This is a genomic window from uncultured Ellagibacter sp., assembly GCF_934617235.1.
GTDB lineage: Bacteria > Actinomycetota > Coriobacteriia > Coriobacteriales > Eggerthellaceae > Ellagibacter.
Genome location: NZ_CAKTTZ010000046.1, coordinates 1 through 19,445 on the forward strand (window position 1 = coordinate 1; position 19,445 = coordinate 19,445).

Genomic DNA, 19,445 nt, shown 5'->3' on the forward strand with positions numbered 1-19,445 from the left:
AGTCGACGATCATCTTCATCTCGTGATAGCACTCGAAGTACGCGAGCTCGGGCGGATAGCCGGCGTCAACCAGCGTCTCGAAGCCGGCCTTGACGAGCTCGACGAGGCCGCCGCAAAGAACCGCCTGCTCACCGAAGAGGTCTTCCTCGGTTTCCTGAGCGAAGGTCGCCTTGATGATGCCGGAGCGAGCACCGCCGACGCCCCAGCAGTACGACATCGCGATATCCCACGCATCGCCGGTCGCGTCCTGCGCCACGCACGCGAGGTCGGGCACGCCGGAACCCTCGGTGTACTGGCGACGGACGATGTGGCCCGGGCCCTTAGGAGCGCACATGATGACGTTCACGTCCTCGGGAGCCTTGATGTAGCCGTAGTGGATGTTAAAGCCATGGGCGAACGCGAGGGTGTCGCCAGCCTTCAGGTGATCTTTGATGTGCTCCTCGTAGACCTTCGGCTGCGTCTCGTCCGGGGTGAGGATCATAATGACATCGGCTTCCTCGGCAGCGGTGTCCATGTCGACGACCTTAAGGCCAGCCTCGCGAGCCTTCTCGGCGGACTTGGAGCCTTCACGAAGGCCGACGCGCACGTCGCAGCCCGAATCCATGAGGTTCAGCGCATGGGCATGGCCCTGCGAGCCGTAGCCGATGATGGCGATCTTCTTGCCTTGGATGATCTTCGGGTTGACGTCCTCTTCGTAATAGATTGTCACAGCCATGGTAGTTTGTCCTTTCTTTTTGGCTGGTTTTACCTGTCTTTATGGCAACCGCTCGCGCGGAAATACCCTGATGAAGTAAAGGTTTGCTCCCTAGACTTCCTTAGAGTTGCGGCTCATCGAACAGCTGAGTGCTGTTCGACCCCGAGCACGGCGAAGCCGAACGCAGGGGCCACTTATCTGCGGGAAGAAATTGAGCATCAAACTTCCTTGGAGTTGCGGCTCATGGCGATTTTGCCCGTGCGCGTGATCTCCTTGATGCCATAGGCGCGGAAGAGATCTTCCATGCCCTTGAGCTTGCTCTCGTCGCCCGTGGCCTCAATCGTGAGCGAGCTTTTGCCCACATCGACGATCTTCGCGCGGAAGACGTTCGTGATCTCGATGATCTCGTTTCGCCGCTCGGGCGACGCGTTCACCTTGAAGAGCACAAGCTCGCGCTCGATGGCGGATTCTTTCGTAAGGTCGCTGATCTTATAGACGCTCACCAGCTTATGTAGCTGCTTGGTGATCTGCTCGTAGGCCACATCGTCGGCCTTCACGATGATGGTGATACGCGACATCGTGGGGTCTTCGGTCGGACCCACCGACAGCGAGTCGATGTTGAACCCGCGCCGCGAGATGAGGCCCGTCACGCGGGAGAGCACGCCCGGCTTGTTCTCAACCAGGATAGACAGGATATGCTTCATCGAACATCCCCTTCCTCTTCAGCGTTGCCTTCCGCATCCGATTCCTCACCCTGATGCGAGCCTTTGTCCTCAGGATCGGCCTCCCAACGCCCGCCGAACTGCGCATCGATCTTCGCGCAAGGCGACTTCTCGCGCACCACCGGCGCAGGCTCGCCCGGCACGTCAGTACGCACCGCGCCAACCGCCACATCGATCGCGCCCATGACATCGTTCATCGCCTTGCCGGGAGCGACCATCGGGAACACGTTCTGCTGGTCGGAAATGGCCACATCGAGAAGGAAGGGGCCTTCGCATGCGAGCATACGGTCGTAGGCCTCGTCGAGCTTGCCGGGGTCGGTCACGCGTTCGGCCTGCCAGCTGTATGCGTCGGCAAGCTTCACGAAATCCGGGTTCGCATCGAGCTCGGTGAACGAATAGCGCTCGTTGTAGAAGAGCTTCTGCCACTGATGCACCATGCCAAGCGCGCGGTTGTCCAAGATGACGACCTTGACCGGCACGTTGTGGATGGCGGCAGTCGCCATTTCCTGGCTGTTCATCTGGAACGACCCGTCGCCCGCGATGCAGATCACCTGTGCGCCCGGGCGCCCGAACGCAGCACCGATAGACGCGGGGAACCCGAATCCCATCGTGCCCAAGCCGCCCGAGGAGATGAAGCTGCGCGGCTCCTCGCGATCGATGAACTGCGCGGCCCACATCTGATGCTGGCCAACCTCGGTCACGACGACGGAATTGTGCGCGTCGAGCTTGGCGGAGAGCTTCTGCATGGCGACTTCGGGGACAATCTCGTCAGGATTCTCAGTGATTTGTGCATCATAGAATGGATAGCGCTCGCGCCATTCGGCGATCTGCGTGTTCCACGCCTCGGTGCGCGGCGTGCAACCCTCTTTCTCAATCGTGTTCACGATGCCCGCGACGACGCCCTTCAAATCGCCGACGATCGGCACCTGCGCCTCGCGAATCTTGCCGATTTCGGCCGGATCGATGTCGATGTGGATGACCTTCGCATGGGGTGCGAACTCGGAGAGCTTGCCCGTCACGCGATCGGAGAAGCGCGCTCCTGCCGCAATGATCAGGTCGGATTCCGTCATCGCCAGGTTCGCGAACTTCGAACCGTGCATGCCGACGGGACCTAAGTTCATCGGATGCGACGCCGGGAAGGCGCCTTTGCCCATGAGCGTCGTCACCACGGGAATCTGCATCATGGTCGAAAGCTTCACGAGCTCTTCAGTGGCGCCCGACGCGATCGCGCCGCCGCCGACATAGAGAATCGGCTTGCTTGCGTTCTCGATCACGCCGACCGCCTGCTTGATCTGCTTGGCATTGCCCTTGTACGTGGGGCGATACGAGGGCAGATTCACCTCGTCGGGGTAGTTGAAGACGATCTGCTCGCTTTGGATGTCGGAGGGCACGTCGATAAGCACGGGGCCGGGGCGACCGGTCGAGGCGATATGGAAGGCCTCGCGGAAGGTCGTCGTGAGCTCTTCGGCAGACTGCAGCAAAAACGAATGCTTGACGATCGGCATCGTGATGCCTACGATGTCGGATTCCTGGAACGAGTCAGTACCGATGACGCCGCGCGGCACCTGGCCGGTGATGACGACGAGCGGCACGGAGTCCATGTAGGCCGTAGCGATTCCCGTCACCGTGTTCGTGGCGCCAGGACCCGACGTGACGATTGCCACGCCGGGGCGCCCGGTCGCGCGCGCATAGCCGTCGGCCTCATGGACCGCACCCTGCTCGTGGCGAGCGAGGATATGCGTGATCTGCTTGCTATCGTAGAGCGCGTCATAGATCTTGATTGCCTGGCCGCCGGGGTAACCGAAGACCAAGTCGACGCCTTCAGCCTCGAGCGAGGCGATGATGGCCTCGGCGCCGTTCATGCGCTTGCCCTGCTTCTCGGTCTTACTGCCAAGACCCAAGGGCGCGCCCATCTGCGGTTTCTTGTTCTTTACGGTGTTACTCACGAGACATACGCCCCCTTATCGGCCGATGAGACGAGCTTTGCGTATTTGGCGAGAACGCCATGGTTGTGCTTCGGAGCAGGTGCGACGAATGCGGCGCGGCGACGGGCAAGCTCCTCGTCGTCGACATGGAGGTTGATCTCGCCCCCCTCGATGTCGACCGTGATCTCGTCGCCGTCTTCGATAAGCGCGATAGGACCGCCCGCCGCAGCCTCAGGGCTCACATGACCAACGCAGGGGCCCTTCGAGGCGCCGGAGAAACGGCCGTCGGTGATAAGCGCCACGGACTTGGAAAGCCCCATGCCCACGATGGCGGATGTCGGCGTGAGCATCTCGCGCATGCCAGGGCCGCCAGCAGGACCTTCATAGCGGATGACGACGACGTCGCCCGCCTTGATTTCCCCTGCGAAAATTGCCGCGCAGGCTTCCTCTTCGGAATTGAAGCAGCGCGCGGGACCCGTGTGCGTGAGCATCGAGGGGTCGACCGCCGACTTCTTCACGATGCCGCCATCAGGCGCAACGTTTCCATGGAGCACGCGCAGGGCACCGACCTTCGAGAAGGGGTTGTCGTGCGTGCGACATACCTCGCCATCGGCAGGCTTTGTGCACTTCTTGATGTACTCGGGAAGCGGGCCCATGCAGGTGAGGGTGGAATCGTCGAGAAGACCCAGCTCGCTGAGCTCGTGCATGACGACCGGCACACCGCCCACGGCGTACAGGTCGATAAGCGGGCGCGGGCCGGAGGGCTGCAGCTTCACCAGGTGCGGGGTGCGGGCGCTCGCCGCGTCCCAGTCGTCCATCGTGATGGGATGCCCCGCCTCCTGCGCGATTGCCGTCAGATGGAGCACCGTGTTGGTAGAGCCGCCGAAAGCCATATCGCATTCCATGGCGTTGTGGATGGCCGCCGCCGAGATGAGGTCGCGGAAATTGATGCCGCGCTCGAGCAGCTCCATCACCTTCATGCCCGCATGCTTGGCGAGGCGCAGGCGCTCGGAGTATACGGCAGGGATGGTACCGTTGCCGGGAAGCGCTATGCCCAAAGCCTCGCACAGGCAGTTCATCGAGTTCGCCGTGAACATGCCCGAACAGCTTCCGCACGTTGGGCACGCGGTGTTCTCGTAATACTTGAGCTCCTCTTCGGTCATGGTACCCGCAGAAACCTTGCCCGCGCCATCGAAAAGCGTGTTCAGGTCAGTCGTGGGGCCACCTGTGCAACCGGGCTCATGGCCGGGAAGCATCGGACCGCCCGAGACGAACACAGTGGGGATGTTCACGCGCAGGGCGCCCAAGATCATGCCCGGGACGATCTTGTCGCAGTTCGGGATGCACACGATGCCGTCGAACGCATGGCCCTCGACCGCGCATTCCAGGCTGTCGGCAATGACCTCGCGGGATACGAGCGAGTAGTGCATGCCCTCATGGTTCATGGCGATGCCGTCGCACACGCCGATGGTGGAAACCTCGAACGGAACGCCGCCCGCGAGGTAGATGCCCGCCTTTACCGCCTCGCAGATCTTGTCGAGGTTGTTGTGGCCGGGGATGATGTCGTTGCGGGAGTTAACTACGGCGATGAGCGGGCGACCCATCTCCTCGTCGGTGATCCCGTCAGCCTTGAGCAGGCTGCGATGCGGGGCGCGCGCCGCACCCACCTTGATGGCATCGCTGCGAAGCTGCATGTTCCGTGTCCTCCCTTCGGGCGTCACCGCCCATAAAAAAATCCTGGCTGCAAGTACCTGCACCAGGACCTCTTGGGTACAACGGAATAGACCGCGGACCGATAACGGAGTCACCGATTCAGGCTACTTGCCTCACGCGATTGCGGAGGTCATCCGCATCTCGCGCAAAACGTTCGCGCCGAACTGCTCGGAGGTGGCATTCGGGGCCGCCCACCACCGGCTCGCAGCAACCGCCGGCTCTCTGAGAGATGGGTTCGTCCTTACTTTCCTCGTCAACGCATTTCGTCGTATTTGGTTTTGAACTGGCGCTAGTATACAACCGCCGCACCGTGATGCAAGGGGGAAATCCCCCAAACGTCACGATGCGGCGATAAATGCACAATGCCGACAAATTCCGAGGTAGAACGCTTTTTTAATCTAGAAACTACGCCTCTTTCGGGTTCTTGGGCAGATCGCCCTCAAGAGGAAAGCGCATCTCGGGCTCATCGGAGCGCGGAGCGGGCGTGTCCCCGAAAGCGTACTCGTCTTTCCCGGGCAGCACCGCGTTCAGCACGATGCCGGCAAGCGAGCCCACGGCAAGGCCGGAAAGCGAAATCGTGATTCCGCCAACGGCGAACACGATCGCACCCGCCGTGGAGTAGGCGATGCCGATAGAGAGCACGAGAATGAGCGCCGCGACGAGCACGTTGCGGCTCTTCATGAAGTCAACCTTGTTCTCGACGAGGTTGCGCACGCCAACAGCCGAGATCATGCCGTACAAAACGAGGGACACGCCACCGATGACGCAGGCGGGCATGGCCTCGATCACCGCTGCGAACTTCGGGCAGAACGAGAAGCAGATCGCAAAGACCGCGGCGATGCGGATGACGCGAGGGTCGAATACCTTGGTGAGCGCGAGCACGCCCGTGTTCTCGCCATACGTGGTGTTCGCCGGCGCGCCGAAAAGCGAGGCGATGATAGTGGCCAGGCCGTCGCCCAGAAGCGTGCGATGAAGACCCGGCTCGGCGATGAAGTTGCGATTCACCGTAGAGCTGATTGCCGAGATGTCGCCGATGTGCTCGATCATGGTCGCAAGCGCGAGCGGCATAATCGTGATGACGGCGGTAATGGCAAGCCCCGCGTCGAAGTTGCTTGAAAGCCCGAAGACCGTGTTCTCGAAGGCGACGGGGAACCCGATCCAAGGAGCGGCGGCGACGCCCGAGAAATCCACTTCGCCAAGCGCAACCGCAAGCGCATAGGAAACGAGCACGCCGAGCAGGATCGGGATGATCTTCACCATGCCGCGACCCCAGATGTTCGCGACGATGATCACGCCAATCGCGACGACGGCGACAAGCCAGTTCGTCGAGGCGTTCGCGATGGCCGAGCTCGAAAGGATAAGGCCGATCGAAATGACGATCGGGCCGGTGACCACGGGCGGGAAGAACTTCATCACGCGAAGCGCGCCGAAACCGCGGAAAAGCGCGGAGAGAACAAGGTACAGAAGGCCCGCACACGCGACGCCCAAGCAGGCGTAGGGCAAAAGCTCGGCCTCGCCATTCGGGGCGATGGCGGCATAGCCCGCAATGAAAGCGAACGACGAGCCGAGGAACGCCGGCACCTTCCCCTTCGAGAGGAAGTGGAACAAAAGCGTGCCCAAACCTGCGAACAGGAGCGTGGCGGAAACGGAAAGACCCGTGAGCACCGGGACCAAGATAGTAGCGCCGAACATCGCGAACATGTGCTGCAGGCCGAAGACGAGCATCTTGGGCTTGCCGAGCGTGGTCGCATCATAAATTGCGTCGGGGCTGTCCTCGGCTCCCATAGTAGGTACCGGTTTGTCGTTTTTCGCCACGAAGCTCTCCTTCTCTGGAAATTGTCACTGGGAGGCATTTTACACGCGCAGGACAAATGTCGGAGGGGTAAAGAATGAAAAAGGCCGGAAGCTTTTTGACTTCCGGCCTTTGATAATCATGGTGGTCGCTACAGGATTTGAACCTGTGACCCCCGCCGTGTGAAGGCGATGCTCTCCCGCTGAGCCAAGCGACCATTTCGTGTTGCATCGAAATATGTTCCTGATGCGAGGATTCATGATAGCGCTTACAGCAAAGACGCGCAAGGGGTAATTTCAACATTTTCATAAGCTCGGATACGGTATACTTTCGGAGCATGCATTTCCGCATAGAACGTATTAAGGGAGAGAAGATACCCATGAGCAACGAAGACAGCTTCCTCGCATCGAAGAAGCGCAGCGATGAAATTCGCGCCGACCTGGCCGAACACCCCGAGAAATACCTCATGTTGACCGGTGACCGACCCACAGGCCGCCTTCATCTAGGACATTACTTCGGCACGATCAGAGAGCGCGTGGCGCTGCAGAACCTGGGTGTCCCCACCCGCGTCGTCATCGCCGACTATCAGGTGATCACCGACCGCGATACGACCGCGAACATCGCCGACAACGTGCGCAATATGGTGATTGACTACCTGGCTTGCGGCATCGACCCGGAAAAGACCATCATCTTCACGCACTCGCACATCCCTGCCCTAAACCAGCTTATGCTGCCGTTCCTCTCGCTTTGCACCGAAGCCGAGCTTGAGCGCAACCCCACGGTGAAGGCCGAGCAGGAAGCGTCAGGGCACGCGCTCACGGGCCTGCTTTTGACCTACCCCGTGCACCAGGCCTGCGACATCCTGTTCTGCAAGGGCAACATCGTGCCCGTCGGCAAGGATCAGCTGCCGCATATCGAGCAGACGCGCCAGATCGCACGCCGCTTCAACGAGCGCTATGCGCAGGTCTTCCCCGAGCCCGACGGACTTCTGACCGATGCAGTGCTGATTCCCGGCCTTGACGGCCGCAAGATGTCGAAGAGCTACGGCAACGCCATCAGCCTCTCGGCAACCGCGGAGGAAACCGCGAAGCTTATCAAGAAATCGCAAACCGACTCCGACCGCAACATCACCTTCGACCCCGACAACCGACCCGGCGTGTCCGCCCTGCTTACCACGGCAGCACTTTGCACCGGACGCACGGAGGTTGAAATCGCGGAGGAGATCGGCGACGGCGGCTCGGGCACGCTTAAGAAGTACGTCACCCAAAGCGCGAATGACTACCTCGCCCCCATTCGCGCACGCCGCGAGGAGCTTATGCAGGACCCGGCGTATATCGCCGACATCCTGGCAGATGGCAACCGCCGCGCGAACGAGATTGCTAATGAGACGCTTGGCGAGGTTTGCGAGGCCATGGGAATGGTTTACACCGCCTAAGCGCAAGAGAGACGCTGCATGAAAAAGCGCCGTTGAGAGAGCTCGACGGCGCTTTGCTTTTTGTGGTGGGCCCACCCGGATTCGAACCGAGAACCAAAGGATTATGAGTCCCCTGCTCCACCGTTGAGCTACAGGCCCGTATGCATGTTGACTATTGTACCCGAAAGCGCAGCAGTCAAGAAAACTTCATACGCCGTTTGGGTAAAGATGTTCCACGCTCGCGATATTGGATAATAAAAAACCTGCTCAATGAGCAGGTTTCACAGTTTCAAAATGGCTCCCCAGATGATACCCAAGAAGAACCGAAACTCCTGTTCAACGGGCATGAAATCGCGATTGCGTTCCCGTTTGCCGCCTGATTCTCGATTCTGTGCGAACCTCAGGCGAACCTTGGTGATCGCTATGCGAGAAATATCGCACTATCCGGAATTATCATACTGTTTTATGCCTTTTCGGGTTTGCCCATGGCGTATACATACCGTCAACATGGATGCCAAGGCCATCCCTGAAATTATGCCACATCGGATCAATGATGAAATCTATCCCATGACGCCTAGCATATTTTGCAGCCGGAACAAAATCGCTATCACCAGTAATAAGGACGATTTGATCGGCAAATTTCTCGTGAGCAATAAGTGCAACATCGAGCCCAATCCTAACGTCAACGCCCTTCTGCTGTACGTCGAGGCAGAAGTCCTTCTCCGTTAAGCTGTCGGCGTCGCGTTTCCCAGTAGCGATATCTTTCATTGCCGAGCGGTTCATGACGTATTCGCATGAACCCTCCAATGCTTCGCCCTTCCTTATTGCAAGCTTCCTCTTTTTCGCAAGCTCCTTGAAGAACTCGGTTTTCCACTTGAAATCATCGGATTTGCTCAAGTCGATCGTCCTGCGGAGAAACGGGTGAAAGGCCTTCTTCCCTATCGGGTCGCAATCGTAGTAGAAGATTCGATAGAGGTCCGCACCCTCGTGCTCAGTATGCTTTTTGCAGTACTGGACCAGCTCCTCAGCCCTTGCCGACGGAGTTTTTACCCCTTTGAGAGATTTCGACCGCTTGAGGTAGAATCCCCCATCGACGAGAATCGCCATCCTTGCCATCCGCCCTCCTGTAAAGATAGAGCCTGAATATAAAACCCCCCTAGGCTCGGCACGTCTCAGATGTTAGAGAGGCTTACTGCTAGGGGGTTATCGGAGCGATGAACAGACACGGAGGAATGTTTATTCGCCGCCCTCATTATGCATAGAATGGTTTTTTGAGTCAAACATCATGACGCAATTTTTCAATTTCGATAACCCACCAAGGCGCGAAAAGCCCCGCGCGCCGTGGGTGACCCCAGGCGCGCGAGGCTTGCTGGTTCTGGCTATAGACTAGCCTAGTCTGGGCTCTAGTCTATGTCATAGTCTGTCAGAGCCTGTCAGAGCTTGTCAGAGCTCTACCCCAGCTTCTCGATGAGCTTGTCGAGCTTCGCGTCGACCGCCTTGATGTAGTCGGCGTTGTCGGCGCACTGCTTCCCGATCCACTTGATATGGTCGTGGTCGCATAGCTCCACGCCGCGACCTGTCGGGTCGTAGGTGCCAGTCACCTGCTCGTAGATAGTGGCCAAAAGCTTGTCCTGATGCTCGGTCAGCATGTCTTCCTCCTCTTCGGTCTCGTAGTAAGGTCGCACGACTCCGATGATGGAGCCGTAGCTGCGGGCACGTCGGTAGACGCCGCCTCCATTGCTCTGGGAGCCTCCGTTGCCGGGAGACGTGTTGCCCTCGATGGTCTGCATCCAACTCCCGTCGGGATGGTTCTCCTCGACGATGCCGATGTGGTCTGCCACACCGTCACCTTGCCAGTCGAACATGACGAGGTCACCAGGCTCGGCATCTTCGTTGCGGACGAGCCGCCCGGCATCGGCGTTGGCAGAAAGGATCCACGGGACGTAGGCGCCGGGAATGCCAGCCGCCGAGACGCCTGCCCAGTCGAGGCAATAGCTGGTGAACATGGCGCAATAGGGAACGCCGGACGTGCCGAAGTAGGAATCGCCTACCTTCTTGGCGTACCAACGCCCAAACACCGTGCCCTCTTCGGGATCAGTCCATCGGCTGTACCCGATCCACTGCTGGGCGCAGTACAGAACGTCGTTCGCTGTCGGCATACTCGACCTCCTTCACTGCGTGCTCGTCATCGGGGCCGTCGCCGGTGCCTCGCCCCGCCTCGACGAACTCCCTCATGAGGTCGCTTTCGCTCTCCTCGGCAAGACAGATCATCGCTCCTCCTTCGCGCCGGAGAAGTCGTCCTTCGGCTCGTCGTAGCCGAGAGCCTGGATGCTGTCCGCCACGCCGACGGTGGTCGGGTCGGCGACGACGCCCATAATCGCGAGCAGCGCGAAGACGCTGCCGACTATGGCCACCAGCTGTTCCTGAAGCTCGCCGAAGTCGAGGGCGACGCCGAAGAGCGCCGCCACCTGCTGCACGAGCAGCAGGACCGCGGGAATCAATGCCAGCCAAAACGTCTTGTTCTTGAGCCTGATCTTCCAGTTGATGCTCATTCCGAGCCCCCTATCTTGATGTTCTCCAGGCGGTCGACGCGCTGCGCGAGCTCGTCGTGCCGCCTCCACGCGGTCGCGGCGTCGTTCTCCAGCTTGAAAGTACGCTCCACGACCGAGTTGTGCTTCTCGACCTTCCCCGCAAGGCCGTCCGTCTTCTCCGACAGCCCCGCGAGCTTCTCCCCGTGCGTGCGCAGCTCGTCGCGGACGTCGGCGAGGTCGCTCTTGATCTCCGCTATGTCGGCCATCATGGCCCTCTGGCTCTCGGCGCTCGCCGCGAGCTGCTTGCTGACCGCCACGTACACGCCGCACACCCCCGCGATCGCCGACAGCACCGCGGAGAGCGCCGGCACGACGAGGGTCGACAGTTCCAGCTCTATCACGCGCCCCACCTAAGCCCTGAGGTACGTGACGGACCAGATCTCGTTCTCGCTGACGGCCTCGGTCACCTGCACGATCATGTCGTTCTCGCGCCCGAGCGTGCCCGACATGACGGGTGCCTTCCAGACCGAGTTGCGGCCGAAGACGACGCCAGCCTGGTACTTGGCCTTCGGGCACCCCGTCAGGGTCGCGCTCAGCCAGCCCGGCTCGTAGGCGTTGATGCGTCCCGCCATGAAGACGAGGCCGCCGCAGGCCGTGCACACGTCGACCGAGATGCGCGCGTCGGACGAGCTCACGGAGTAGCTTGTCTGCCCGAGCGCGGACAGCGGCGCCACCGTATCGAAGAGCTTCACGGGCGCGCCGGCGTTGATGCCGTCGAGCGGGATGCGCCAGAGCTTGAGGTCGTTCGCCGTCGCCTCCGGGTCGGCGGCGGTGTCCGTGGTGGGCGTGCCCTTGATCACGACTGGCGTGATGGACTCGATGCCCGCGCCCGTCTTGGCGTACCGCGCCACCACGAGGTCGTTGCGCTTCTGGCCCTGCGTGCCGCTCTGGACGGTCAGGCTGACGGCCGCCTGGTTCCAGAACCTCTTGCCGCCCACCATGCCCACGCCCGTGCCGATGAGACACGTGTTCGCGTTCGTCATGACCGCCTTGAAGTCGTCGCCCCACTTCATCACGCAGTCGCGCTTGCCGATGGTGGCCTCGTTGAGCGCCGCCAGGTCGTCGCTGGAGATGTGCGGCGTGCCGAAGCACGCGTCCACAGCCTCGAATGCCATGTCATGCCGTCCTTTCGTAGAGGAATGCGCCCACGGAGGGCCTTTCGACCCAGGTGCCGCCGTACAGCGTCCCCGGGTTGGTGTGTATCGCCGTCATGTAGACGGCGCCGACCGGATGCGCCGCCAGGAAGCCGGCGGCCGACGCGCTAGCCGCAAGGTTGACGGTTATGTCGGCGGACCCGTCGAACGTCGCGCCGCCCGTCGCCGCTCCCGTGAAGGTTATCTTGCGGGCCGTCTTGAGCTTGTTGGCCTCCGTCGCGCTGTCCGCCGACCCGATGAAGTGCCCGCTGCCCTCGTCGTCCCACGTGTAAAGGTGCCCCGTCCGCATCATCTCGTTCGCGGCGTTCCACACGCTGTCGCCGTAGATGTCGATGGAGCCCACGCGCTGCACCTTCCCCGGCGCGTCCGCCTTCTTGCCGAACGTGAAGCGCCATCCGTACGTGTTCGACGTCTGGTTCTCGTAGCCTCCGAAGGTGAGCGGCGGCAGGTCGACGACGTTCGGCCCGGGCCACCCGCCCATCTCCACGCGCAAGTCGCGATCGACCCACGTCCCCTTCGCGCCCACCGTCGACGTCTCGACGACGCACGTCAGGTTGCTGCCGCCCATCGTCGAGGCCCACACGAGGGTGCTCCTCGCGAGCCCGTACCGCCCGTCGGACGGCTCGTAGGTGATGCGCAGCATGTCTCCGTACGCGCCCGAGGCGTCGGGGCCGCCGAGCTTGTACCAGATGCGGGTGTCGCGCATCGATGCGAGCCTGCGCCTGTCCGCATCTCCCGCGCCGTAGTCAAGCCATGTGGCCCCGCCGTCGGTCGAGTACTCGACCTTGATGCCGGAGGCGGGCAGGAACGCGCTCAGGCACCGCCCGGCGCCCATGACGCCGAGGTGCACGGGCATCAGTCTGCCGGCGCTCGCGCGGCGCGGGGAGAACTGCACGTCGAACGCGGGATGGGCGTGCGACTTGGCCGCATAGACCGCGTCTGCCTTGGCCTTGATGTAGCTCCAAAGCGCGCTCACGGGGCGGCGGTGGTACGAGGTCGCGGAGGCTCCCCCGCCGACGACCTGGCTGATGTAGTAGTCCGCGTCCGATGGAGTGCCCGAGCCCGTCTCGAGCCTGTTAAGCGCCGAGCTCACGCCCGCCGCCGTGTCGTCGACCTTCTTCGAGAGAAGCTCGTCGACGATGGAGCGCAGCTTGGCGAACGCCTCTCGCCCCATCAGGCCGCGCGAGCCGCCCATCAGGCGAACCAGACCTTGACGTCGTTGGCGGTCACGTAGTCGACGTTGCTCTGGATGACGTCGAAGTCGCTGTCGGAGACGGAGGCGCCCTTCTCCTTGTTCGCGATGATCATGTCGCCGCTCTCGCACTGCTGCCCGGCGTACTCCCCGGCGGTGCGCACGAACCAGTACCAGCCGGGCTTGTACGCCGTCTTCACGATCTCGGTGTAGCTGTTCGCCGCTCCCTGGTAGGCGGCGGCGCTGGTGACGGCGGCGTTGACCGCGTTCTGCACGAAGGCCGTGGTCGCGAGCTGCGTGTTGTTGCTGCCCGCCGTCGGCGTCGGGGCGGTCGGCGAGCCTGTGAGCTGGGGCGAGGCCAGCGGCGCTTTCTTGTCGAGCTCCGCGCTGACGGCCTTGTTCTGGACGGGGTTGGCGCTGGTCGGAGAGAGCGCGGAGTCGATGGTCGGGTACGGCGGCACCTGCCACGTGCCGTCGCTGCGCAAAAAGCGCGTCGCCGCGCCCATCGCCGGTGCCGGCACCAGGCCGTGCGAGCCCGCCGCCGACGCGGTGGCGCCCTTGAAGTCGGCGTAGGTGGTGTCCTTCTCCTCCCGCCATTGCGCCGTGCCGTCGCTCGCCCACGCGAGGACCTGGCCCGCCGAGCCGCCTGCCGGAATGTGCTTGTTGCCCGGGGTCGTAGGGTGCGAGTAGTTGTTCGCGCCCTCCGACACGCCGTCCAGCTTCTTCTTGTCCGCCGCCGTCATGAGGCCGCGGGCGCTCTGGGTCGCGTCGGCGTAGGTCGTGTTCGTGTCCTTGTAGTAGGGCACGCCGTCGATGATGGGCGCGGGCGTGTAGCCGGCCGCGCTCGTCACGTCGCTTGTCGTCTTCACGCCGCCGAGCGTCCCCTTGCCGGCGGAGGGAAGGGCGTAGTTGTTCGCGCCCGCCTCCACGCCGTCCAGCTTCGCCTTGTCGGCGGACGTCATCGCGCCCGCCGCGCCCTGGCTCGCCGTCGGGATGGTCGCCGTGCCGATGATGGCCGGGGACGACTGCCCGTTCTTGAGCTGGATCTGCAGGCCGCTTATCTCGATGCCTGCGGCGAAGTTGCTCCTCGTCTGCACGGCCATCTCGCGCCCGGCGTCCTCGCTGAGAACGCGGCCGGTCGACGTCGCGCTCGCCGCATCGTACGGGACGTCGGTGGGGAGGTTTCCGTTTGCCATTGTCTTCCTTTCTCTCTCACGCGAACCATGCGTTCGCGTCGCGGGAGCCGGCGCACTCGACGCCGACGGTGACCCGCCGCTCGCTCTTGTCGACCGTCACGGGGTACGCGGCGGCGACCTCGCCCACGCTGTCGTCGGCAAGGTCCCCGACTGCCTTGCGCGCCGCGTCGGCCTTGGACTCCACGGCCGCGAGCGCCTCGGCGTCCACCTCGGCACTGAACGTGTAGTTATCCAGCGTCAGGCCCTTGCCCGCCAGGTAGGCATGCCCTCCCCCGCTGCTCTCGGCGGTGCCGCTGCTGCTCGTCTTGGTGGTGGTCTCGCTGCCGACCTCGTAGCTGTACGTGGGCACGCCGCGCGAAACCTTCACGATCTTCTTCGCCACGGTCGCCGTGACGGTGCGGCCGTGCGCGTTGTCGCGCGCCGAGATCACGTCGCCCACGTCCACGTCGATGTCGTCGTGCACCTCCACCTCGACGCTGCCCTGCGTCTGGTACTCTTGCAGCTTCTTGCGGCCCTCCTCCTCCAGCTTCTCCTCGTCGGCGTTGCTGTAGTCGTAGAGCGCCGATATCTCGTCGACCCCGAAAAGGCTCTGCGTGTGCGAGACGTTGCCCGCCTCGTCTGCGTAGAAGTGCACGACGGCGCGCTCCTCCAATTCGCCCGTTCCTGCGCAGATCAGGTGGTTCACGCATCGGTGAACCGAGGTGAGCGTGAAGTCCAAAAGGTCGGAATCGACCTTGCTCGCGTAGTCCACCGCAGGCGGCAGCGAAATCTCCACCTTGCCGTCCTTGCGGCGCATCGAGACCTTGCGGCCGTTCGCCTTCGCGAGCGCCCTGAGGCCGCTGTAGCCGTCGCAGAAGCGGTCGAAGGCGAAGCTCACCGCCGTGTTGTCGGGAGCGGCCGAGAAGAGGCCTGGTAGCCCCATACGCTCGACGAGCGACGCGAGCACCTCGCCCGCCTTCCCGTCGACGCTGAGGTGGGCGCTGCCGTCGTCTGGGAGCAGCCGCTTGCCTGCCAGGATGCCGTGCCAGGTGCGGCCCTTGCACGTCACGGTGCCCGACGCGTCGCGCCCCGCCTCGAAGCTGGCCTCGTCCACGACTCCGCCGTACTCGCTGTCGTCGACGAAGACGAGCTGGCCCTCGGTCGGGGCGACGTCTGCGCCGCATTCGAGCGTGAAGGCGTTCTCGTCGCTGCCGAACGCGAGGTCGAGCGAGAAGTCAGAGAGCTCGCGCACGTCTCCCAGCTCGGAATCGTGCACCACTAGGACCATGGCGGCTCCCCCTCCTCCTCGTACCACGTCAAGTCGAAGCCGAAGGACTTGTCCCACTCGACCTCGTGGGTGCCCGCCGATGCGGGCTGGAATATGTACTCGCCGCCGCCGAGGCCCTCGCCCCTGCGCGCCTTGGAGAAGGCGTCGACGGTCGAGCCGTCGGCGTTGACCAGGGTCACGGCGCGCGGAACCGCGAGCGGGTCGACGACGAGGTAGCCGCCCTCGGAGATGGTCAAGTCGACCCTGTACCAATTGCCGTCGATGCGTATCGACGGATTGACCGCGGGACCGTAGATCGTGAACTTCAGCGGGGTCGCGCCCCACTCGCCCACGTCGATGTAGCTGCGCGCCGACGGCACGCCGAGGTCGCAGGGCAGGTCGTAGGGCAGATCGAGCCAGTCGCCGTCGCCCTCGGTCGCGGTAAGCGGTTCGAAGGGCACCGTGTGTCCTCGCCGCCACACGCCGTCGAGGAGCACGACGGTCAGGCTCATCGCCACGTGGTCGCGCGAGATGGAGGACGGCTCGGCCTTCGTGACGTAGGCGCGCTGCGACCACCCGTCCAGCGACAGGGACCCCGGCGTGCCCTTGGCCATGTCCCTGTCCGCCAGCCTGCGCAGCTCGTCGGCCGACGAGCGGTCGAGGAACGCGACGCTCATCGAGCACTCGCGCGCGCTGCGCGTCGCGCCCACAAGCGAGAGGTGCCCGATGGAGTACCCCCACTCGCGGCCGCGGATGCCCGCGGCGGTCCCGGCGAGCGCCGAGCGGCAGTCGAGCGACACCTCGGCACCGCCCGTGCCCGATATGTAGGAGAGCCTATGCATAGGCAGCCGCCTTCCTGACCTTGCGGCCGAACTCCTTCTCCCCCATGACGGGGGTGCAGTCGGCGATGATCGCCGGGAGGTTGCGCGAGAGCCACGCGATCACCTCGGAGCCGCCGCCGTCCGCCTCGATGCCCTCGCCGATACCCCGGAGCACGGACGGCCGCAGCGGCACGACCGCCTCGGGCCCCGCCTCGCCGACGCCGATCACCGACGCCGAGCTGAAGACGCCGCCCTTCGCGTACCAGTCGACCGCCACGGACGGGACCGACCCCGACTCGGGGTCGAACCTGCCGTCGAGGCGGAAGTGCGGCAGCGCGCCCACCTCCATCCTCGGGATGGTCAGGCGCATCGACGACACCGTGGCGCTCATGAGAGCGCAGGCCGCCGACACCGCGGAGGCGGCGGCGGAGGAGGAGCTCCTGGCCGAGCTCGCGAAGTCGGAGAAGGAGGACTGCCCCGCCGTCGCCATCGACTGCGCGGCCATCTTCGTCTGGTCGAGGCCGCTGCGAGCCTCCTCCGTGGCCGCCTCGACCGCCGACCCCATCGAGCCGACGGAGCTCGACGCCGAGGAGCATGCGCCCGCGAAGGCCTCCATAGCGGGAGTGCCCGCGAGCAGCCCCGGCACGGCGGCTGTTGCCGCTGCCGCGAGGGCTGCGACGCCGCCCGCAGCGCCGGGGGCGGAGTCGGCGACCGTCGGGAGCGCCGAGCCCATCGCCTCGAAGCCGCTCGCCGCGAGCAGCACCGAGGCCGCGATGAGCGTCATGCCCGCCGCGAGGGCTCCGACTCCGACGGCGAGCGCCGCGATGCCGACCGCGAGGACCAGGACGCCCGCGCTCAGGACGAGCGTCGCCGCAGCAGCTGCGACGACGCCCACGGCGAGGGCAGCGATGCCGACGGCCGCCACGAGCGAGCCTGCGCCGAGGACGAGCATCCCAGCGCCGAGCGCCGCTATGCCGACCGCGGCGGATGCGCCGTAGGCGGAGACGACGGGGAGCATCGGGGCGAGCGCGGCGAGGCCCGCCGTGGCGAGCAGGATGCCCGCGCCCACCATGAGCACCGCCGCGCCGAACGCGACCAGGCCGACCGCGCCCGCCGTGAGGGCGGTGCCAAGGGCCGCGACTCCGAGCGCGAGGGCCGCGACGACGGCCACCATGCCGAGTATCGCGACCGCGGCTCCCGGGCCCGCCGAAGCCACCTGGATGGCGGCGGTCGCCAAGAGCAGGATGCCCGCCGCCGCCAGAGCGACGCCAGCGCCCACCAGGAGCACTGCCGCGCCGAGCGCGAGGACCTGCCTCGCGGACAGGCTGGCGGCCGTGCCCGCCGCCGTCTCGCCGCCCGCCATCGCGGTGAGCCCGCCTGCGGCGAACGTCGAGAGGGCCGACACCGCGGTCAAGGTGCCCGAGAGCGACTTGACCGCGCCCGCGACGGCGGAGGCGGCCTTCATGGCCACGAACCCGACCGCGAGGGCGCGGACGGCGGGGGCCGCCTTGGCGGCGTTGTCCTTCAGCCATGCCGCGCCGTCGGCGATCTTCTGGACGATGGGGTGCGCGGCGTCGAGCGCGGACTTCAACGTGTCCGCCGCCCCCGCCGCGTCGCCCGCCCCCGGCTCGATGCCGAGGACAGCGGCGGCGAGGTTCCCCGCTGCCCCCGCCGCGTCGAGCGCCGCCCCGCCGAGGAGCGACAAGCCGTCGGAGAGCGCCTGGACCGCGCCGTTGTCCGCGCACTTCGCGAGGAAGTCGGCGACGGAATCCCCGATGCCGTCGATCACCCCTCCCGCCGCGGACATGCCGCCCGTTATGATGGGCTTGAAGGCGTCGAGCACCTTCGTCCCAGCCGAGACGGCGGACGCCTCCAAGTTGCCCATCGCGCCCTCGATCGTCGCCGTCGAGGTTGCGGCCTCCTTGGCGACGTCGGTCATGCCGAGCTGCATGATCGCCTGGTTGAACTCCTCGGCGGATATCTCGCCATGCTCCATGGCGTCGCGGAAGTTGCCCGTGTAGGCGCCGTTTTCCCTCATGGCCTCCTGGAGCTTGCCCGACGCGCCGGGGATGGCGTCGGCGAGCTGGTTCCAGTTCTCGGTCGTGAGCTTCCCCGCGCCCGCGGTCTGCGTCATGACCATGGCGACCGACTTGAAGGTGTCGGCGTTGCCGCCCGCGACGGCGTTGAGGTTGCCCGCCGCCTCGGCGAGCTGGGCGTAGTCGTCCACGCCGTTTGCCGCGAGCTGGGCCGTCGTGTTCCTGATGTCGCCGAGGTCGTAGATGGTGTCGTCGGCGTACTTCTGCGTCGACGCCGTCAGGGCCTCGATGGTCGAGGAGTCCACGTCGCCGAAGCTCAGCGTGCTCGCGAACTTCTGCGCGGAGTCGGACGCGCCCGCAATCTCACCCGAGAGCCCCGAGAGCGCGCTGAACAGCTTGGTGCCGATTGCGGATGCCGCTCCACCCACCGCGCCGGCAACGACCGCCATCTTCGCGCTGAAGCCGCTCGCGGCAGCCGAGCCCGACCTGAACTCGCCCGACAGGCTCTTGACCGTGCCGGCAAGCCCGCCTAGCGCCGATTTCGGCTGCTTGGAGGCGTTGGCGAGCCTGCTCTGCGCGGACGCGAGCTTCTCCTCGGCCTCCTTTGCGTTTTCGGACGCCCTCTCCTGGTTGTACTTCGCCTGGATGAGGTTTCGCTCCGCGCTAATCGCCTGCGAAGAGCTCGATCCGTACTTCGCGAGCGTCTCGTTGTACTTTGCTTGCGCCGCCTCGGTGGACAGCGTCGCGGTCTTGGCGGAGACCATCGCCGATTTGAGGTCCGCCGCCGCAGTATCGGCCTGGGCTTGCAGGGCTTTGAGGGCGTCACCGTTCGCCGACGAGGAAAGCCCCGAAGAGAACGCCTCGCCCGCTCCCGTCCCGGCGCTCTTGAACTTCGAGAGCAGGCCGCCGGACGCGGGGTTCGCCCCGTCGGCGAACGACTTCGAGAACG

The 19,445-nt window shown here is 64.3% G+C and carries 17 protein-coding genes and 2 tRNA genes; 1 reads left to right on the forward strand and 18 read right to left on the reverse strand.

Annotated elements, in window-relative coordinates:
- From ilvC to Q0G85_RS08585, 6 genes are all read right to left on the reverse strand, one after another.
- A partial coding sequence (ilvC, locus tag Q0G85_RS08560) for a ketol-acid reductoisomerase (RefSeq protein WP_367116884.1) occupies positions 1-709 on the reverse strand: 709 nt, incomplete at its 3' end.
- Positions 710-912: 203 nt separating this feature from the next.
- A complete protein-coding gene (gene ilvN, locus Q0G85_RS08565; RefSeq protein ID WP_158048458.1) occupies positions 913-1,398 on the reverse strand; it encodes an acetolactate synthase small subunit in 486 nt (161 codons plus the stop codon).
- Positions 1,395-3,329 (reverse strand): biosynthetic-type acetolactate synthase large subunit, encoded by a 1,935-nt coding sequence (ilvB, locus tag Q0G85_RS08570; RefSeq protein ID WP_297156794.1) that lies wholly within the window; start codon positions 3,327-3,329, stop codon positions 1,395-1,397. Before ilvB ends, ilvN begins: the two co-directional genes overlap by 4 nt.
- A 29-nt stretch (positions 3,330-3,358) precedes the next feature.
- Positions 3,359-5,035, reverse strand: coding sequence for a dihydroxy-acid dehydratase (gene ilvD, locus Q0G85_RS08575; RefSeq protein ID WP_297156752.1), 1,677 nt, complete (start codon positions 5,033-5,035; stop codon positions 3,359-3,361).
- Between the two features lie 424 nt (positions 5,036-5,459).
- Complete coding sequence (locus Q0G85_RS08580) at positions 5,460-6,839, reverse strand: uracil-xanthine permease family protein (RefSeq protein ID WP_297156797.1); 1,380 nt, start codon at positions 6,837-6,839, stop codon at positions 5,460-5,462.
- 149 nt (positions 6,840-6,988) lie between these two features.
- Positions 6,989-7,063: transfer RNA gene (locus Q0G85_RS08585), tRNA-Val, on the reverse strand.
- Positions 7,064-7,225: 162 nt separating this feature from the next.
- On the opposite strand from Q0G85_RS08585, the gene trpS reads away from it, so the two are divergent.
- The gene (gene trpS / locus Q0G85_RS08590; RefSeq protein WP_297156756.1) at positions 7,226-8,281 is read left to right on the forward strand and encodes a tryptophan--tRNA ligase; all 1,056 of its coding nucleotides are present in this window, start codon (positions 7,226-7,228) and stop codon (positions 8,279-8,281) included.
- Positions 8,282-8,344: 63 nt separating this feature from the next.
- On the opposite strand, the gene Q0G85_RS08595 is transcribed toward trpS, so the two are convergent.
- The 12 genes from Q0G85_RS08595 to Q0G85_RS08650 form a co-directional block, all read right to left on the reverse strand.
- Positions 8,345-8,419 (reverse strand) — tRNA-Ile (locus Q0G85_RS08595).
- A gap of 294 nt (positions 8,420-8,713) precedes the next feature.
- The gene (locus Q0G85_RS08600) at positions 8,714-9,376 is read right to left on the reverse strand and encodes an NYN domain-containing protein (protein ID WP_297156759.1); all 663 of its coding nucleotides are present in this window, start codon (positions 9,374-9,376) and stop codon (positions 8,714-8,716) included.
- Between the two features lie 335 nt (positions 9,377-9,711).
- Positions 9,712-10,419 carry a CHAP domain-containing protein gene (locus tag Q0G85_RS08605; protein WP_297156761.1) on the reverse strand — a complete coding sequence of 236 codons (708 nt, stop codon included), beginning with the start codon at positions 10,417-10,419 and terminating at the stop codon, positions 9,712-9,714.
- Entirely contained in the window at positions 10,355-10,531 is a 177-nt protein-coding gene (locus Q0G85_RS08610; RefSeq protein WP_297156765.1) for a hypothetical protein, read from the reverse strand. Before Q0G85_RS08610 ends, Q0G85_RS08605 begins: the two co-directional genes overlap by 65 nt.
- Positions 10,528-10,812 (reverse strand): phage holin, encoded by a 285-nt coding sequence (locus Q0G85_RS08615; RefSeq protein ID WP_297156767.1) that lies wholly within the window; start codon positions 10,810-10,812, stop codon positions 10,528-10,530. The genes Q0G85_RS08610 and Q0G85_RS08615 overlap by 4 nt, the downstream gene beginning before the upstream one ends.
- Positions 10,809-11,192: a hypothetical protein gene (locus Q0G85_RS08620; RefSeq protein WP_297156770.1), complete on the reverse strand. Its 384-nt coding sequence runs from the start codon at positions 11,190-11,192 to the stop codon at positions 10,809-10,811. Before Q0G85_RS08620 ends, Q0G85_RS08615 begins: the two co-directional genes overlap by 4 nt.
- A 9-nt stretch (positions 11,193-11,201) precedes the next feature.
- On the reverse strand, positions 11,202-11,966 hold the full coding sequence (locus Q0G85_RS08625; RefSeq protein WP_297156774.1) for a hypothetical protein: 765 nt from the start codon (positions 11,964-11,966) through the stop codon (positions 11,202-11,204).
- Position 11,967: 1 nt separating this feature from the next.
- Positions 11,968-13,200 (reverse strand): hypothetical protein, encoded by a 1,233-nt coding sequence (locus tag Q0G85_RS08630; RefSeq protein ID WP_297156777.1) that lies wholly within the window; start codon positions 13,198-13,200, stop codon positions 11,968-11,970.
- Positions 13,200-14,393, reverse strand: a complete 1,194-nt coding sequence (locus tag Q0G85_RS08635) for a head fiber protein (RefSeq protein WP_297156779.1) — start codon at positions 14,391-14,393, stop codon at positions 13,200-13,202. The genes Q0G85_RS08630 and Q0G85_RS08635 overlap by 1 nt, the downstream gene beginning before the upstream one ends.
- 16 nt (positions 14,394-14,409) lie before the next feature.
- A complete protein-coding gene (locus Q0G85_RS08640) occupies positions 14,410-15,687 on the reverse strand; it encodes a Gp37-like protein (RefSeq protein WP_297156783.1) in 1,278 nt (425 codons plus the stop codon).
- Positions 15,651-16,481, reverse strand: a complete 831-nt coding sequence (locus Q0G85_RS08645; protein WP_297156787.1) for a hypothetical protein — start codon at positions 16,479-16,481, stop codon at positions 15,651-15,653. The genes Q0G85_RS08640 and Q0G85_RS08645 overlap by 37 nt, the downstream gene beginning before the upstream one ends.
- On the reverse strand, positions 16,474-19,445 hold a 2,972-nt coding region (locus Q0G85_RS08650), incomplete at its 5' end, for a tape measure protein (RefSeq protein WP_297156791.1). The genes Q0G85_RS08645 and Q0G85_RS08650, both read right to left, overlap by 8 nt.